This window comes from Enterobacter sp. 50793107 (genome assembly GCF_001463365.1).
In the GTDB taxonomy this organism is placed as follows: domain Bacteria; phylum Pseudomonadota; class Gammaproteobacteria; order Enterobacterales; family Enterobacteriaceae; genus Enterobacter; species Enterobacter cloacae.
The window spans coordinates 78,184-92,639 of sequence record NZ_LNII01000170.1; the positions used below are offsets into that span (position 1 = coordinate 78,184).

Annotated in this window: 15 protein-coding genes; 3 read left to right on the forward strand and 12 right to left on the reverse strand. The window is 58.3% G+C overall.

Annotation, left to right across the window (positions count from 1 at the left end; all coding sequences use genetic code 11):
• Nucleotides 1–4: 4 nt before the first annotated feature.
• The 7 genes from lpxO to APU11_RS24925 form a co-directional block, all read right to left on the reverse strand.
• Nucleotides 5–913: a lipid A hydroxylase LpxO gene (gene lpxO / locus APU11_RS24895; RefSeq protein WP_023622256.1), complete on the reverse strand. Its 909-nt coding sequence runs from the start codon at nt 911–913 to the stop codon at nt 5–7.
• A 142-nt stretch (nt 914–1,055) separates the two neighbouring features.
• Nucleotides 1,056–2,066, reverse strand: coding sequence for a carbohydrate kinase family protein (locus APU11_RS24900; protein WP_096897056.1), 1,011 nt, complete (start codon nt 2,064–2,066; stop codon nt 1,056–1,058).
• Nucleotides 2,063–2,923 carry a ketose 1,6-bisphosphate aldolase gene (locus APU11_RS24905; RefSeq protein WP_058650693.1) on the reverse strand — a complete coding sequence of 287 codons (861 nt, stop codon included), beginning with the start codon at nt 2,921–2,923 and terminating at the stop codon, nt 2,063–2,065. Before APU11_RS24905 ends, APU11_RS24900 begins: the two co-directional genes overlap by 4 nt.
• 10 nt (nt 2,924–2,933) lie before the next feature.
• A complete protein-coding gene (locus APU11_RS24910; RefSeq protein ID WP_020684559.1) occupies nt 2,934–3,620 on the reverse strand; it encodes a D-lyxose/D-mannose family sugar isomerase in 687 nt (228 codons plus the stop codon).
• 83 nt (nt 3,621–3,703) lie between these two features.
• On the reverse strand, nt 3,704–4,645 hold the full coding sequence (locus APU11_RS24915) for an ABC transporter substrate-binding protein (protein ID WP_058650694.1): 942 nt from the start codon (nt 4,643–4,645) through the stop codon (nt 3,704–3,706).
• Nucleotides 4,646–4,673: 28 nt separating this feature from the next.
• Nucleotides 4,674–5,669: a ribose ABC transporter permease gene (locus APU11_RS24920; RefSeq protein ID WP_013095095.1), complete on the reverse strand. Its 996-nt coding sequence runs from the start codon at nt 5,667–5,669 to the stop codon at nt 4,674–4,676.
• Nucleotides 5,666–7,186 carry a sugar ABC transporter ATP-binding protein gene (locus APU11_RS24925; RefSeq protein ID WP_013095096.1) on the reverse strand — a complete coding sequence of 507 codons (1,521 nt, stop codon included), beginning with the start codon at nt 7,184–7,186 and terminating at the stop codon, nt 5,666–5,668. Before APU11_RS24925 ends, APU11_RS24920 begins: the two co-directional genes overlap by 4 nt.
• Nucleotides 7,187–7,367: 181 nt before the next feature.
• Between APU11_RS24925 and APU11_RS24930 the strand changes: the two genes are divergently transcribed.
• The 3 genes from APU11_RS24930 to yjdP all read left to right on the forward strand — a co-directional run bounded on the left by APU11_RS24930 (nt 7,368) and on the right by yjdP (nt 10,790).
• Nucleotides 7,368–9,644 carry a hybrid sensor histidine kinase/response regulator gene (locus APU11_RS24930; protein ID WP_058650695.1) on the forward strand — a complete coding sequence of 759 codons (2,277 nt, stop codon included), beginning with the start codon at nt 7,368–7,370 and terminating at the stop codon, nt 9,642–9,644.
• Between the two features lie 120 nt (nt 9,645–9,764).
• A complete protein-coding gene (locus tag APU11_RS24935; RefSeq protein ID WP_013095098.1) occupies nt 9,765–10,388 on the forward strand; it encodes a GNAT family N-acetyltransferase in 624 nt (207 codons plus the stop codon).
• Between the two features lie 78 nt (nt 10,389–10,466).
• Nucleotides 10,467–10,790 (forward strand): DDRRRQL repeat protein YjdP, encoded by a 324-nt coding sequence (gene yjdP / locus APU11_RS24940; RefSeq protein WP_013095099.1) that lies wholly within the window; start codon nt 10,467–10,469, stop codon nt 10,788–10,790.
• 52 nt (nt 10,791–10,842) lie between these two features.
• Here yjdP and phnP read toward each other — a convergent pair whose 3' ends face one another.
• The 5 genes from phnP to phnL are packed head-to-tail and all read right to left on the reverse strand — an operon-like array spanning nt 10,843 to nt 14,399.
• A complete protein-coding gene (phnP, locus tag APU11_RS24945; protein WP_020684564.1) occupies nt 10,843–11,601 on the reverse strand; it encodes a phosphonate metabolism protein PhnP in 759 nt (252 codons plus the stop codon).
• Between the two features lie 9 nt (nt 11,602–11,610).
• Nucleotides 11,611–12,045: an aminoalkylphosphonate N-acetyltransferase gene (gene phnO / locus APU11_RS24950; RefSeq protein ID WP_048970948.1), complete on the reverse strand. Its 435-nt coding sequence runs from the start codon at nt 12,043–12,045 to the stop codon at nt 11,611–11,613.
• On the reverse strand, nt 12,038–12,589 hold the full coding sequence (gene phnN, locus APU11_RS24955) for a ribose 1,5-bisphosphokinase (RefSeq protein WP_086528220.1): 552 nt from the start codon (nt 12,587–12,589) through the stop codon (nt 12,038–12,040). The genes phnO and phnN overlap by 8 nt, the downstream gene beginning before the upstream one ends.
• A complete protein-coding gene (phnM, locus tag APU11_RS24960) occupies nt 12,586–13,722 on the reverse strand; it encodes an alpha-D-ribose 1-methylphosphonate 5-triphosphate diphosphatase (protein ID WP_023621468.1) in 1,137 nt (378 codons plus the stop codon). Before phnM ends, phnN begins: the two co-directional genes overlap by 4 nt.
• A complete protein-coding gene (phnL, locus tag APU11_RS24965) occupies nt 13,719–14,399 on the reverse strand; it encodes a phosphonate C-P lyase system protein PhnL (protein ID WP_058650696.1) in 681 nt (226 codons plus the stop codon). Before phnL ends, phnM begins: the two co-directional genes overlap by 4 nt.
• Between the last annotated feature and the right edge of the window lie 57 nt (nt 14,400–14,456).

The following is a 14,456-nucleotide window of genomic DNA, read 5'->3' on the forward strand; positions in this document are numbered from 1 at the left end:
GTGCTTATGTTATGGCAGCGACAATAAGCGCGGCGAAAATCGCCGTGATGACCAGGTACTTCAGTGCGTAATAGAGCTTCCGATTACGCTTCTTCAGACGCTGACCGCGTTCTCGCCCGGCGTGCACATATTTGAAGATACGGTTGATTCCCCCGGTGCGGTCGTTATCGTCATTGGGGGAGCTGGCCGCTGACATCAGCGTTGTCCCGACCCAGTGGTTAACCGCCTGCGCCCAGCGCCATTTCATCGGACGTTCGATATCGCAGAAGAGAATAATCCGCGTGTGATCCGATTTATTCTCCGCCCAGTGCACGTAAGTTTCATCAAAGATGACAGCCTCACCGTCACGCCAGCTGTGGCGCTGCTGGTCAACCTCTATAAAGCAGCGATCGTCATTTGGCGTGACCAGGCCTAAATGGTAACGAACCGAGCCGGCGTAAGGATCGCGATGCTTGCCGAGCTTCGCGCCCGCCGGGAGTTCGGCAAACATTGCCGCTTTCACGGATGGGATCTCACTCACCAGTTGTGTCGTAACGGGGCACAGGGTCTGAGCCGAGGGATGCGCATCGGCATACCATTTGAGATAAAACCGTTTCCAGCCGCGTTTAAAGAAGGTGTTAAAACCGGCATCGTTATGATTTTGTGCCGCCTTAATATGATCCTGCAAACGCAGCGCCTCTTCGCGAATGACCTCCCAGTTTTCCGTCAGTTTATTTAATTCCGGAAAGCGCTCGGTTTCAAAAAAGGGCTGTCTGGCGGGCAGCGAAGAGAACGCCGTCATAAACATATTGATAGGCGCCATAAAGGTGGAGTGGTCGAAAAGTTGACGGGAAAGCGTCTGTTTTTCTTTGCCGCGCGAATGCGCATAAATAACACTGATAATAAATATAGCGATGATAATTGCTGCGAACATTTTTCCTTGTCCTCTGTATCTCTCATTTCGGAAAAGCGTGTGGGCAATATGTTGCCCACGCCGAATGTGCCAGACGCAGAGAGTGTAGTTCGGCTATGCAAAATTCATAGAACTGTAATCAAAAATCGCAATTTTTGTTAATTTAGGCGCTGCTCTCCTGTATAAAGCGCGTCAATTCCTCCAGCGTTTTTGCTCCATCAATGGCATTCGCGGCCAGCAGGCTTGCCCGGGCGCAGGCATGCGCCAGGTAAATACTCTCTGCCAGCGGCAGCGATTCATGACAGCCATATAAGAAACCGGCACAAAAGGCGTCGCCCGCGCCGACGCTGCCAATAATCTCCTCCTGAGTCAGCCTCCATGAGGGGATCCAGCGTCCTTCTTCGTTTGCGGCTTCTCCCCAGGCACCTTCCGGGCAGTGGATCACCACCCGCTGCCGGACGCCTGCCGCCAGCAGCTGCGAGGCGGCTTCAGCGATGTGGGCAACGTGCGGTGCGTCGTTGCCGTCGCGCATCTCAAGGCCGCTAAATTCTCCGGCTTCCAGTTCGTTAATGACCAGATAATCGAGATGACGCAGGGCAGGGAGGACCAGCGGCTGATAGCGCGGATCGCCCTTACGGGAGACCAGATCGAGCGAGGTTTCATACCCCTGTTCGCGCATCTGCGCCAGCAGCCGTGCGCTGCGGGTGCCGTATTCGTCATCTGGCATATCCAGACTGTCGAGCAGCAGCAGGTAGCCGAGGTGGAAGATTTTCATTGTGCCGTCGAGACGGTCAAACGCGGGGAGATCCAGCAGGCGGTTGGCCCCGGGAGAGTGGAAAAAGGTGCGCTGTCCGCTGGGGTCGGTCATCACCTGCGACATGGAGGTTGGCGCAAAGGTGGTGCGCTGTACGCGCTGCCGATTGACGTGATACTGGTCGAGCATTGCCAGAATGTAGTCCCCGTCGCTGTCTTCGCCAATCAGCCCCACCGCCTGCAGCGGCAGGCCGACGTGCATTTTCGCCAGCGTCAGCAGGACGTTAAGCGGCGCGCCGCCGGTGGAACGCTCGCTGTGGGTAATTTCTGCCAGCCAGCCGCGTTCCGGCCATTGCACGATCTGGTGAACGTGATCCACCAGCATATTGCCCGCGGCGATGATCCCTTTGCGTTCCATTATGCCTGCCCCGCGCTGCCAAAGATGCGCATCTGTTCGGCGACCGTATCGGTAATCGCCTCTTCTATGCCCAGCAGCAGCTCGGCAAACTCATCGTACAGCGGCTGGCGGTTGGCCATACGCTGCTCAACGGCGGAAAGCGCGGCCTGGGACATGCCGGTATAGAAGTTGATTTTATGAATACCAAGTTCAATGGCGCGACGAAAATCAGCATCGCTGATCCCGGAGCCGCCGTGCAGCACCAGTGGCAGGCCGGTCTGCTGGCGAATGGCGTCCAGACGGGGGAAATCGAGCTTTGGCTCGCCTTTATACTTGCCGTGCGCGTTGCCAATGGCGACGGCCAGCGCGTCAATGCCGGTTGAATCGACAAATTCCCGTGCCAGCTGCGGGTCGGTATAGTACGCTTCATCCGCATGGCCGTAGAGCGCTCCGCCTTCATCGCCACCGACGGCACCTAACTCTGCCTCCACCGACACGCCCACCGCGTGACACATCTTCACCACTTCACGCGTCTGACGAATATTCTCCTCGTAGCTCAGTGTCGAGCCATCGAACATCACGGAGCTGAACCCTAAGCGCAGGGCGCGCACCACGGCGTCAAAGTGCAGGCCGTGGTCGAGGTTGAGTACCACGGGGATCGCGTGGCGGGCGGCTTCGAACTTAATCGCTTCGACAAGCGACTCCAGCGACACATATTTAAAATGCACTTCGGCGATGTTGATGATAAAAGGCGAGCGCTCCTGCTTCGCCGCGGCAAACAGGGCGCGCAGGAAGTGGGTGTCGAGAACGTTGAACGCGCCCAGCGCGTAACGATGTTGCCTGGCGCGCGCAAGACCGTCGGCAAGAGAAATCAATGGCATCATTTACCCCTTATATCCGAAACAGGTTGTACTCGTTGCACAGCACAAGCACCGCCGGTTCGTCTTCTTCGATGTTGTTATAGCGGGCAACGGGCTGCAAAAAGTGGTTGTCGTGTTCATCGTCATTGACCGATGACACTTCGCCCACCAGCACGTCGCCAAAACCGCGTTCACCCCAGAAACTGTGGTACAGGCCGGGCGTCAGACAGATGCTCTCCCCTGGTGTAAGGCGCAGCTGGCTGCCGGGGGCGTGGGTCTGCTGGCAACCGTCTATTGTGACGGTGACGTCCGTGTTTTCGGTCTCTGCCTGTGCACCGGCATTCCATAACTCAATAATGAGATTTCCACCGCCGCGGTTGATGATGTCCTCCCGTTTGCGCCAGTGAAAATGCATGGGCGTGAGCTGACCGTCGCGTACGTGCATGATTTTTTCGGCGTAGCATTTTTCATACGGCGTGCCGTTTGGTGAGCCGTTGCGCAGGGTAAACAGCGTGAGCCCCTGCGCGGCAAAGCTGCTGCCGCCAAAGGCTGTTACGTCCCAACCGAGCTTAAGATCAAACACTTCCTGCCAGGCGGCCTGATCGAGCTGTTGCCATTTTGTGGGTGGGAAGCTGGCAAAAGGGGGGAGATGCACGTCGTGCATGGAGAAAAACTGCCGCGTGTGGCCGAGGATTTCGTTGATTTCGGAGCGTTTCATGGAGACTCCTTGTGTTTTTTGTCGGCCCAGTCCCCTCTCCCTGTGGGAGAGGGTTAGGGTGAGGGCATCGGGCCGCGCAATTGTTACTTAACCGTCCACCCCTTATACGTGCCGACGTTCTTTTTATCGATCATCGTCACCGGGATCAGCACAGGCTCTTTCGGTGCCGGTTTGCCCTGTAGAATGTCATAGCCGATCTCAACCGCTTTTGCCGCCATGACCTGCGGATCTTGTGCCGGCGTCGCCACAAACAGGGAGTTTTCCCGCTTCAGGGCTTCTTCGCCGTCCGGGCTACCGTCCACACCAACGATAAAGAACTCGTTGCGTTGCGCTTGTTTCGCCGCCAGATCGGCACCGATCGCGGTCGGATCGTTAATCGCGAAGACGCCATCGATCTTCGGATTGGCCGCCAGCAGCGAGGTCATGACTTCCAGACCCCCTTCGCGGCTGCCCTTGGCGTTCTGGTTATCGGAGAGCACTTTGATATCCGGGTGTTTTTTGAACTCTGTCTGGCAACCTTCCACACGGTTCTGGACGGCAGAGACCGGCGGTCCGTTGATGATCACTACATTGCCTTTGCCGTTCAGGCGGTCGGTGATGTACTTACAGGCCATTTCGCCCGCCTGGGTGTTATCGGAGGTGATCGTCGCGTCTGCACCTTCTGCCGCCACGTCAACCGCGACCACCACGATCCCGGCCTCTTTCGCGCGTTTCACCGCCGGGCCGATCCCTTTAGAATCTGCGGCGTTGAGGATGATCATGTCCACTTTGGCGGCAATAAAGTTGTCGATCTGCGCCACCTGCTGGCCCAGATCGTACCCGCTGGAGACCAGCGTCACTTTGACGTTATCCCCCGCCAGCTTGCGCGCCTCCAGCTCGGCACCTTTGGTGATCTGCACGAAGAACGGGTTGGCCAGGTCACCCACCGTTACGCCGATGGACTGCAGATCTTTCGCCTGCGCAAACGGTGTTGCGGCAAGCAGCGCGCCAGCACAGAGCGCGGTCACTAAGGGCTTCAATCTCATGCTCTCTTCCTCACGTAGGGTATTGTTGTTATGCACTTTGATGGTGTCGGGTACGGTATTTGTCGATCAGCACCGCAATGATGATCACCGCCCCTTTGATCACCAGTTGCCAGAAGTAGGAGACGCCCATCAGCGTCATGCCGTTGTTGAGGGTGGCGATAATCAGCGCCCCCACCAGCGTGCCGGTGATCGTGCCGATCCCGCCAACGAAGCTGGTGCCGCCGAGGATCACCGCCGCAATCGCATCCAGCTCGTAACCCATGCCCAGGTTTCCGTTGGCGCTGTAGAGGCGCGACGCGCTCATCACACCGCCTAACCCGGAGAGCAGGCCGCTCATGCCATACACAAACAGCAACACCAGCCAGACTTTGATGCCCGTTAAGCGTGCCGCCTGCATGTTGCCGCCTACCGCATAGATGTGAACGCCAAGCGTAGTGCGACGCAGGATAAACCAGCACACCACAATCACCGCCAGGGCAATCACCACCAGCCACGGCACGGGGCCAAGATAGTTATTGCCTATCCACTCAAAATTGATGTTCGAGTTAATCACCGTCGTGCCATCGGCCAACAGGTACGCTGCGCCCCGCAGAGCCGTGTAGGTGCCGAGGGTGACAATAAACGGTGGCAGTCCGGCAAAGGCCACCAGCGCGCCGTTGAACAGCCCCAGCACCAGGCCGAGCATCAGCGCGGCGGGAATAGAGAGCCCGGCGAATTCCGGTATTAACGACACCACCATCGCGGCGACAGCCGTGGTACCCAGAATAGACCCGACGGAGAGGTCAATCCCCCCGGTCAGGATGATGAAGGTCATCCCTGCCGCCAGCACGATGTTGATCGACGCCTGGCGGGTAATGTTGAGCAGGTTGCTTTCGGTAAAGAAGTTAGGGGCGATAAAGCCAAAAACCGCCACGATCAGGATGAGAATGGGCAAAATGCCGACCGTTTGCATCAGATCGCTCATCAGCATTTTTTTGGCGGAGGCAGATTTTGCCACCTGCTGCGGATGGGTTGGAGTTGTCATAGTTGCACCGCCTGATGATGTGAGTCGTTCACGCCGGTTGCCAGCGTCATGATGTTTTCCTGAGAGATGTCGTGTCCGTGGAGCTCCCCGGCGATGCTGCCTTCACGCATGACATAGACGCGGTCGCTCATGCCCACCACTTCCGGCAGTTCGCTGGAGATCATCAAAATCGCCACGCCCTTGCGCGCCATCTGGTTCATGATGCGGTAGATTTCGCTTTTTGCGCCGACATCGACACCGCGCGTCGGTTCGTCGAGGATCAGAATACGCGGACCAATCGCCACCCAGCGGGAGATCAGCAATTTCTGCTGATTACCGCCTGACAGACCGCCCGCGCGGACCTGTGCGTGAGGCACGCGGATATTCAGCAGGGCGATGGCATCGTCAGAAATGGACTGCGCTTTTTTGCGGTTAAGCATGCCGAAGGTGGCGTCGCGCTCCAGCGTCGCCATGGTGATGTTCTCCTGCGCCGCCAGCTCCAGGAACAGCCCCTGCTCCTTGCGGTTCTCGGTAAGAAAACCGATCCCGTTTTCTATGGCCGCGCGCGGGGAGTGGATCACCACCGGCTCGCCGTCCACTTCAATCATTCCGCCGGTGGCTTTACGTACGCCAAAGATGAGCTGTGCCAGTTCGGAGCGACCGGCACCGACCAGCCCCGCCAGGCCGACGATTTCCCCTGAGCGCACCTGCAGGCTGCAGGGTTGGACTTTTTTACCGTCGGTGAGGTGATGCACGTTAAGACGCGGGCTGCCGAGCGGGATATCGCGCTCTTTGTTGAACAGATCGCTTAAGGGGCGACCCACCATCATTTTCACCAGCTCAGATGCGTTCAGTTTGTCGCGCGTCAGGCTACCGACGTATTGCCCGTCACGCAGGACGCTGACCCGGTCAGAGAGTTCGTACACTTCCGCCATGCGGTGGCTGATATAGATGATCGCCATCCCTTCATCCCGCAGGCGCAGGATCAGCTCAAACAGACGATGGGTTTCACGCGAGGAGAGGGCGGCAGTGGGTTCATCCATCACCAGAATGCGGCTGTTACGGTGCAGCGCGCGGGCGATTTCCACCTGCTGTTGTTCAGCGATAGTCAGCTTCATCACCAGGTCGGTGGCGTTGAAGTTTGCACCCAGACGGTCGATGACCGCCTGAGCCTGAGCGGCCATCTCTTTACGCTGCACCAGTCCGCCGCGCGAGAGTTCGCTGCCAAGAAAGATGTTTTCCGCAACCGTCAGGTTGGGGGCGAGTTGCATCTCCTGATAGATCAGGGTAATGCCTGCGGCCAGCGCATCCTTCGGGCCTTTAATGTGATACGGCTGACCGTCAATCAGGATCTCGCCGCTGGTCGCGGTGTAGGCGCCCGCGAGGATCTTCATCAGCGTGCTTTTTCCCGCGCCGTTTTCACCCATCAGCGCGTGGATCTCACCGGGAAAGACCGTCAAATCCACACCCTTGAGCGCGTGGAAGTTGCCAAACGTTTTGGCAATGCTGCGCATCTCCAGTACCGGGGTTCTGCTCATGGCGGATCTCCTGTGAAGGTTGATATCTGCACTTCATCACAGGTGCGTAAATGCAAAATGTCAGAAGCCGTTCATATTTGTCATAGTTATGAATAGCTAATCGCCGTCACATTTCTCTTTTCCCTCTGCCTGTGGGAGAGGGCCAGGGTGAGGGCACCCATTTGCAGAGGAGCCCAATCCCATGCCATCACGCTCGCCGTTCTTCGCCAGCGCCCGCGGTCGTCTGCTGATCTTTAATCTGTTGGTGGTGGCGGTGACGCTGATGGTCAGTGGTGTGGCGGTGCTGGGTTTTCGGCATGCCAGCCAGATCCAGGAACAGGTACAACAGCAGACGCTGGATGACATGACCGGCAGCATGAATCTCGCCCGCGATACCGCCAGCGTGGCAACCGCGGCGGTACGGCTTTCGCAGGTGGTGGGGGCGCTGGAATACAAAGGAGAGGCCGAGAGGCTGAAGCAGACCCAAATGGCGCTGCGGCACTCGCTGGAACAGCTCGCAGATGCGCCCTTAGCGCAGCAGGAGCCGGGGCTGGTGGCGCGCATTATTCGTCGCAGTAATGAGTTACAGCAAAGCGTGACGGGCATGCTGGAGCGCGGACAGCGGCGCCATCTGCAGCGTAACGCGCTGCTTAGCTCGCTGTATCAAAGCCAGAGCTATTTACGCCATCTGCAGGATATTAACCGTCGGTTTGGCAGCAACATCCCGGATGCGCAGCAGCTTGCGGAAATGGACAGGCTGATTCTCGCCGCCATCGATACCCCCTCACCGCGCGCCACCCTACAGCAGCTGGACGCCGTTACCGCAACGTTGCCCCATCGCGCGACGCAGCCCGTGGTGAATCTTGTTCTGCCCGATTTCAACGACGAGCTACGCAGGCTTGCCCCGCTGTCAAAGCAGCTTGAAGAGAGCGACCTGGCGATAAGCTGGTATATGTTCCACATCAAGGCGCTGGTGGCGATATTAAATAGCGATATCAATCAGTACGTTGAGCAGGTAGCGGAGGCTTCCCGGCTGCGTACGGCCCAGAGTCATCAGGAGCTGCGGTCCATCAGCGTATTTATCAGCATATTCGCCGTACTGGCGCTGATCATCACCGGTTGCGCCTGCTGGTATATCTACCGCAATCTGGGCTCCAACCTGACGGCGATCTCCCGGGCGATGTCGCGTCTTGCCCACGGCGAGCAGGACGTTTCGGTGCCCGCGCTGCAGCGGCGTGATGAGCTGGGAGAGCTGGCTCGCGCGTTTAACGTCTTTGCCCGCAATACCGCCTCGCTGGAGCACACCACCCGTCTGCTGAAAGAGAAAACCTCCCAGATGGAGATCGACCGCATCGAGCGTCAGGGACTGGAGGAGGCGCTGCTGCACAGCCAGAAGATGAAGGCCGTTGGTCAACTGACGGGCGGGCTGGCACATGATTTCAACAACCTGCTGGCGGTGATAATCGGTAGCCTGGAGCTGACCGATCCCGACTCCAGTGATGCCCCACGTATCGCCCGCGCGCTCAATGCCGCCGAGCGCGGTGCGTTGCTGACCCAGCGTCTGCTGGCTTTTTCCCGCAAGCAATCCCTGACTCCGCATGCGGTAGAGATGAAACCGCTGCTGGAGAATCTCAGAGAGCTGATGCGCCACTCCTTGCCCGCCACCCTGAGCCTGGAGATAGAGGCTCAATCCCCGGCCTGGCCGGCGTGGATTGACGTTGGCCAGCTCGAAAACGCCATTATCAACCTGGTGATGAACGCCCGCGACGCGATGGAGGGGCAGACGGGCGTGATTAAGATCCGCACGTGGAATCAGCGCGTCACCCGCAGTGACGGGCGCAGGCAGGATATGGTGGCGCTGGAGGTGATCGACCGCGGCAGCGGTATGACGCAGGAGGTCAAATCCCGGGTGTTCGAGCCGTTCTTCACCACCAAGCAGACCGGCAGTGGCAGTGGGTTAGGGCTGTCGATGGTGTACGGTTTTGTGCGTCAGTCCGGCGGCCGCGTCGAAATTGAAAGCGCGCCGGGACAAGGCACCACCGTGCGGCTCCATCTGCCGCGCTCAACGCTGCCCGTCGTCCCTGAAGATGAAACGCACTCTGCCACCGCATCCGCTGAAAACGAACGGCTGGTGCTGGTCCTGGAAGATGAGGCCGATGTTCGTCAGACCCTGTGCGAGCAACTGCATCAGCTTGGCTACCTGACCCTTGAAGCGGAAAGCGGTGAGCAGGCACTGAACATGCTGGCGGCCTCGCCGGATATCGGCATGTTTATCAGTGATCTGATGCTGCCGGGCAGCCTGAGCGGGGCGGAGGTGATTAACCACGTGCGCAGCCACTACCCGCAACTGCCGGTGTTGTTGATCAGCGGTCAGGATTTACGTCCGACGCACAACCCGCAGTTGCCGGATGTAGCGCTACTGCGCAAACCGTTTACCCGCGTACAGCTGGCGCAGGCGCTGCGGAAAATCAGCGCTTAAACAGCGAATTTAGGATTTCATCAAGAGCCTGAGTAAAGTCGGCGATGCTAATCTGCGCAAAATTTAGCGGATTAAGATATAAAGGGAATTATGCCGGTACTCACAAGAGGGGACTCACAAATGATCGTGATGCCTACAACGTACAGCCCGAATACGGTTGCCAGGTCATTTACGCTCGTAGATGAATTTGAACTCTCCGGTCGGGTGTTACATGTCATTTATGACAGCCAGACGCCCCGGGCTGCAATTATTGAAGCAGATATCGAAACCTTTGATGGCGTTCCCCGGCATCGGGTTGTTGCTGCTCTGGATTTACAGCATAAAGCCCATCTGGGAAAGGACATTATCGCAGTCGAACGATGCTGGGAAGATACTCGCGTTGTCCAGGTAGAAGGCATTTGTGTCGATCCTGCCGAACGAGACAAAGGGCTGGCGACTCGTCTCTATGAAGCGTTGGTCTTACATTGCGGCGTGACCTTAATCAGCGACTTCGAGCAATATGAGGGTGGAAAGATGCTCTGGCAGAAAATAGCCCGTGAATCCGACCAAATCGCTGTTTTTGTACTCGACACAGAGCAGGGAGCATTCTGGCCTTATGATGGCAGCAAGGTGATATATGACGGAGGATGTATTCCTGAAGACCGCATCTGGAGTCATTCTCCGGACCAAAAATGCTCCGGGATTGTGCTGGTCGCAGAGAATAAACAGCGAGTGCGTCAAATAATGGAAGCGTCGCCTCGCTAAAGAATTTGAGATTCCTCCGCTACCTCTCCCGTTTGCGGTTAATTACCGTAAGGCCAGTTCACCTGCGAGTCTGGCCTTATGAAACGTTACTCTACCGCTCTGTTATTTGGTCTGCTGTCACTCTCCAGCCAACTGGCGCATGCCGATGTGATTGATGATGCCATTGGCAACATTCAGCAGGCGATCAACGATGCCTATAACCCCGGCAGCAGCCGCAGCAACGATGATGACGATCGTTATGACGATGACCGTCGCATTGATAGCCGTCAGTATGACGACCGCCGTCGGCAGCTTGAAGACAGACGCCGCCGTTTAGACGAGCGTCAGCGCCAGTTAGATGACGACAGACGACGCCTGGAAGAGGATGAGCGGCGGTTAGAAGAGGATTACGATCGCGGTTAAGTGCGGCCTGTTGCCCTTACCTCAACCCTCTCCCACGGGAGAGGGAGAAAACCTAATCCAGCACCAACACCATGCCGTCATATCCCGCTTCGATGCCGTCCGGCAGCGGGTTATCCATCATCCACACGTCAAACTGATGGCTGATATGGGTCAGGATCACCTGCGGGCAGCCAATCACCTCGTTCAGTGCCACCACGGTGTTTAAATCGCAATGGTTGCGCGGCGTCTGTGGGCGCGGTTCATGGCTACAGTCGATGATCATCGCCTGTGGCTGGTTGTTGAGCAGAAATTTCACCGTTTTCTCCGGCAATCCGGCGGTATCAGAGAGCCACGCCACGCGGCTGTGGGCGGACTCCAGCAGATAACCAAAGGTGAGCTTCGAGTGGTTGAGCGGCAGCGGCGTCACCCGCAGGCCCTGCAGCTCAAACATCACAAACGGCTCCAGCGTATGGCTGAAATCCAGAATGCCCGGGTGTTTGAAGAGATCGTCACATCCGGCTTCATCCGGCGGGCCGTAAACGGGGATCGTCGCGCCAACGCCCCAGCGCAGAGGAAACAGCCCCTGAACGTGATCCATATGGTAGTGGGTCAGCAAAAACTGCTGAAAGCTGCCGGCTGGCCAGTCGTCCATCAGGTGCGGAATACCCGCGTCCAGTAGCGTCACCGCATCATTGAATTTGACGGCCGCGCTACAGGGCCGACGACGATAATTCTCCTGCAGACGTGCCCGGCGGCATGCCGCGCAATCGCAGCCAAAGACCGGGACCAGCTGGGCACTGCCGGTGCCCGTTAACGTGATGGTCAGACTCATCGTGCACCTCTACAACGGTTTGGTGAAACGAAAATGGCTCTGCGTATACCCTTCACGAACATAAAAACGGTGGGCGTCCAGCCGCCGGACGCTGGTGGAGAGCTCCGTCAGCTCCGCGCCAGCCTGCCGCGCGGTGTCCTCTGCCCATGCCAGCAGTTGGCTCCCCACTTTAAGACCACGCGCCTCGGGCATCACCACCAGCTCCTGGATTTCGCCGATCCATCTGGCGTGGTGCAGGTGAAACTGCATATGCAGGCCAATCATACCCACTACCTGTCCATTCAGATCTGCCAGCTGATAACGCATATTGTGGTCCTGCAGATTGGCCAGATACCCGGCGTGGAACGCCTGATGATCAAATTCGGCCTGTTTTAACTCGCAGATCAGCGCGTAAACGATTTGCGCATCATCAGCTGTGGCGGGGCGAAGCGTGCAGTCAGGCATGCTGTTTCTCCTTCTGACGGATAAGCGATAAAACGTTATCGACTGACTGTAGCAAACTTCCGTCGTTGTTGAGGATGTGGCAATCCGCCGGGGTATAGCGCGCTGCGCGTTCGAGCCGCTGCGCGATCTCTTTTTCGCTTTCGCGTCCGCGGCTTTGCAGGCGGCTGCGCAGGACATCCGGCGAAACCTGCAGACAGACCGGCAGCAGCGCCGAGGCATACCGGGCGCGTGCCTGGGGCAGATGCGCACGAGAGCCGTTGACCAGCACGTCAAAACCCGCGTGTAGCCACAGGTCGATCTCAATACCGATCCCGTAGTAGTAGCCGTTGGCGTGCCAGCTGAGCGCCAGCAGATTCTGCCCGGCGCGAGTGAAAAATTCCTGTTCGCTCAGGGCGATATGGTTTTCACTACCGGCATTCGCCGCCCGGGTAATATAGCGATGTGCGACCAGCAGCTGCGGGTGTTCCCGCTGCCGTAAGGCGGACAGCAGGCTGTCCTTCCCGGAGCCGGAGGGCCCCATTAACCAGATGACTCTTCCCATCAGAACACCCTTTTTCCCTGACGCCAGACGTGGTCGATATGGATGTGCTCGCCCTTACGGTGGGCCAGCACCAGATCCGCCCGTTTTCCTTCGGCTATCTCGCCCCGGTCGTGAAGATTAAGCGCCGATGCCGGGTTCTTCGTTACCAGGCGAATCGCCTGCGACAGCGTGAAGCAGTTGCTGTCGTCATCCGCGACACGGAAGGCGGCGTCCAGCAGGCTGGCGGGGTAGTAGTCGGAAGAGAGGATATCCAGCAGGCCGAGCGAGGCGAGTTTGCTTGCCGCCACGTTGCCGGAATGCGAGCCGCCGCGCACGATGTTCGGTGCCCCCATCAGCACGTTCATGCCATGCGCGCGGGAGGCTTCTGCCGCCTCAAATGTGGTAGGAAATTCAGCGATCACGCTGCCAAGCTGGTGGGATTCGCGGACATGATCGTGCGTGGCATCATCATGGCTGGCCAGCGCGATGCTACGGTCCCGGCACATTGCGGCAATCGAAACACGGTTCGGCTGTGACCACTGTGCCGCCAGCGCCAGCTGCTCTTCCTCGTAGCGCGCCATCTCCACATCGTTTAGAGAATATTTGCCCTGGTAATACTCGCGGTATTTTTCGAGGCTGGCGAACTGGCGCTGCCCCGGCGAGTGGTCCATCAACGAGACCAGCGACACTGGCTCGCGGTCTACCAGCTTTTCAAACAGCGGCAGGGTGGTGTGATGCGGCAACTCGCAGCGCAGGTGCAGGCGATGTTCGGCGCGGTTAAGACCGCGCTTTTGCGTCTCTTCCACGGCGTTGATCATCTTTTCCAGATTCTCCAGCCGATCGCCGCCGTCGCGTACGTCACCAATCGCCACCGCATCCAGCACGGTGGTGATGCCGCTGGCAACCATCAGCGCGTCGTGGCTGCTCATCGCCGAATGGGCGGGCCAGTCCACCTTCGGCCGTGGGGTGAAGAATTTATCCAGATTATCGGTGTGCAGCTCAATCAGCCCTGGCAGCAGCCAGCCGCCTTCGCCGTCCATCGCTTCGGGCAAATGGCTTCGGGTTTCGGCATACGCGCGGATCGCGCCGTCGCGGATCTCAATCGAGCCGTCGATGACCTCATCTTCCAGCACCAGCCTGACGTTATTGATAATCATATGTTTGTCCCCATCGGGTGCAATCTGTCCGCCACGCGGTTGCGAACGCTCTCGTCGTGGAAGATCCCGACGATCGCCGCGCCGCGCGCTTTGGCCTGTTCGATCAGTTCCACCACTGCCGCGCTGTTTTTGCTGTCGAGCGAAGCGGTGGGTTCATCAAGAAGTAAAATCGGGTAGTCGACGATAAACCCGCGAGCGATATTCACGCGCTGCTGTTCGCCGCCGGAAAAGGTCGACGGGGCAAGATGCCAGAGGCGCTCGGGCACATTGAGGCGCGTCAGCAGGCTGGCGGCTTTGGCGGCGCAGGTTTCGCGCGGCACGCCGAGATCCAGCAGCGGCTGCATGACCACATCCAGAGCGGAGATCCGCGGGATCACCCGCAGAAACTGGCTCACCCAGCCGATCGTCGAGCGGCGAACTTCCAGCACCTTACGCGCGGGGGCCTGAACCAGGTCGACCCATTCATCGGCGTGGCGAATATGAATGTGCCCCTCGTCCGGCAGATAGTTGGCGTACAGGGAGCGTAGCAGGGTGGATTTTCCGCTGCCGGAGTGGCCGTGCAGCACCACGCATTCGCCGCTGTTCACCTTCAGAGAGGCATTTTGCAGCACCGGCAGACGCACGCCGTTTTGCTGGTGGAGCACAAAAGTCTTACTTACGTTTTCTACGTGGATCATTTTGGCCTCGTGGCGTTTTCTTGCCGGGTGGCGCTTCGCTTACCCGGCCTACAAGGT

What these genes read in the sequence shown, in the direction of transcription:
- lpxO (WP_023622256.1), bottom strand. Translation starts at nt 913, where the DNA reads ATGTTCGCAGCAATTATCATCGCTATATTTATTATCAGTGTTATTTAT.
- APU11_RS24905 (WP_058650693.1), bottom strand. Translation starts at nt 2,923, where the DNA reads ATGCCATTGATTTCTCTTGCCGACGGTCTTGCGCGCGCCAGGCAACAT.
- APU11_RS24910 (WP_020684559.1), bottom strand. Translation starts at nt 3,620, where the DNA reads ATGAAACGCTCCGAAATCAACGAAATCCTCGGCCACACGCGGCAGTTT.
- APU11_RS24915 (WP_058650694.1), bottom strand. Translation starts at nt 4,645, where the DNA reads ATGAGATTGAAGCCCTTAGTGACCGCGCTCTGTGCTGGCGCGCTGCTT.
- APU11_RS24920 (WP_013095095.1), bottom strand. Translation starts at nt 5,669, where the DNA reads ATGACAACTCCAACCCATCCGCAGCAGGTGGCAAAATCTGCCTCCGCC.
- APU11_RS24925 (WP_013095096.1), bottom strand. Translation starts at nt 7,186, where the DNA reads ATGAGCAGAACCCCGGTACTGGAGATGCGCAGCATTGCCAAAACGTTT.
- APU11_RS24930 (WP_058650695.1), top strand. Translation starts at nt 7,368, where the DNA reads ATGCCATCACGCTCGCCGTTCTTCGCCAGCGCCCGCGGTCGTCTGCTG.
- APU11_RS24935 (WP_013095098.1), top strand. Translation starts at nt 9,765, where the DNA reads ATGATCGTGATGCCTACAACGTACAGCCCGAATACGGTTGCCAGGTCA.
- yjdP (WP_013095099.1), top strand. Translation starts at nt 10,467, where the DNA reads ATGAAACGTTACTCTACCGCTCTGTTATTTGGTCTGCTGTCACTCTCC.
- phnP (WP_020684564.1), bottom strand. Translation starts at nt 11,601, where the DNA reads ATGAGTCTGACCATCACGTTAACGGGCACCGGCAGTGCCCAGCTGGTC.
- phnO (WP_048970948.1), bottom strand. Translation starts at nt 12,045, where the DNA reads ATGCCTGACTGCACGCTTCGCCCCGCCACAGCTGATGATGCGCAAATC.
- phnM (WP_023621468.1), bottom strand. Translation starts at nt 13,722, where the DNA reads ATGATTATCAATAACGTCAGGCTGGTGCTGGAAGATGAGGTCATCGAC.
- phnL (WP_058650696.1), bottom strand. Translation starts at nt 14,399, where the DNA reads ATGATCCACGTAGAAAACGTAAGTAAGACTTTTGTGCTCCACCAGCAA.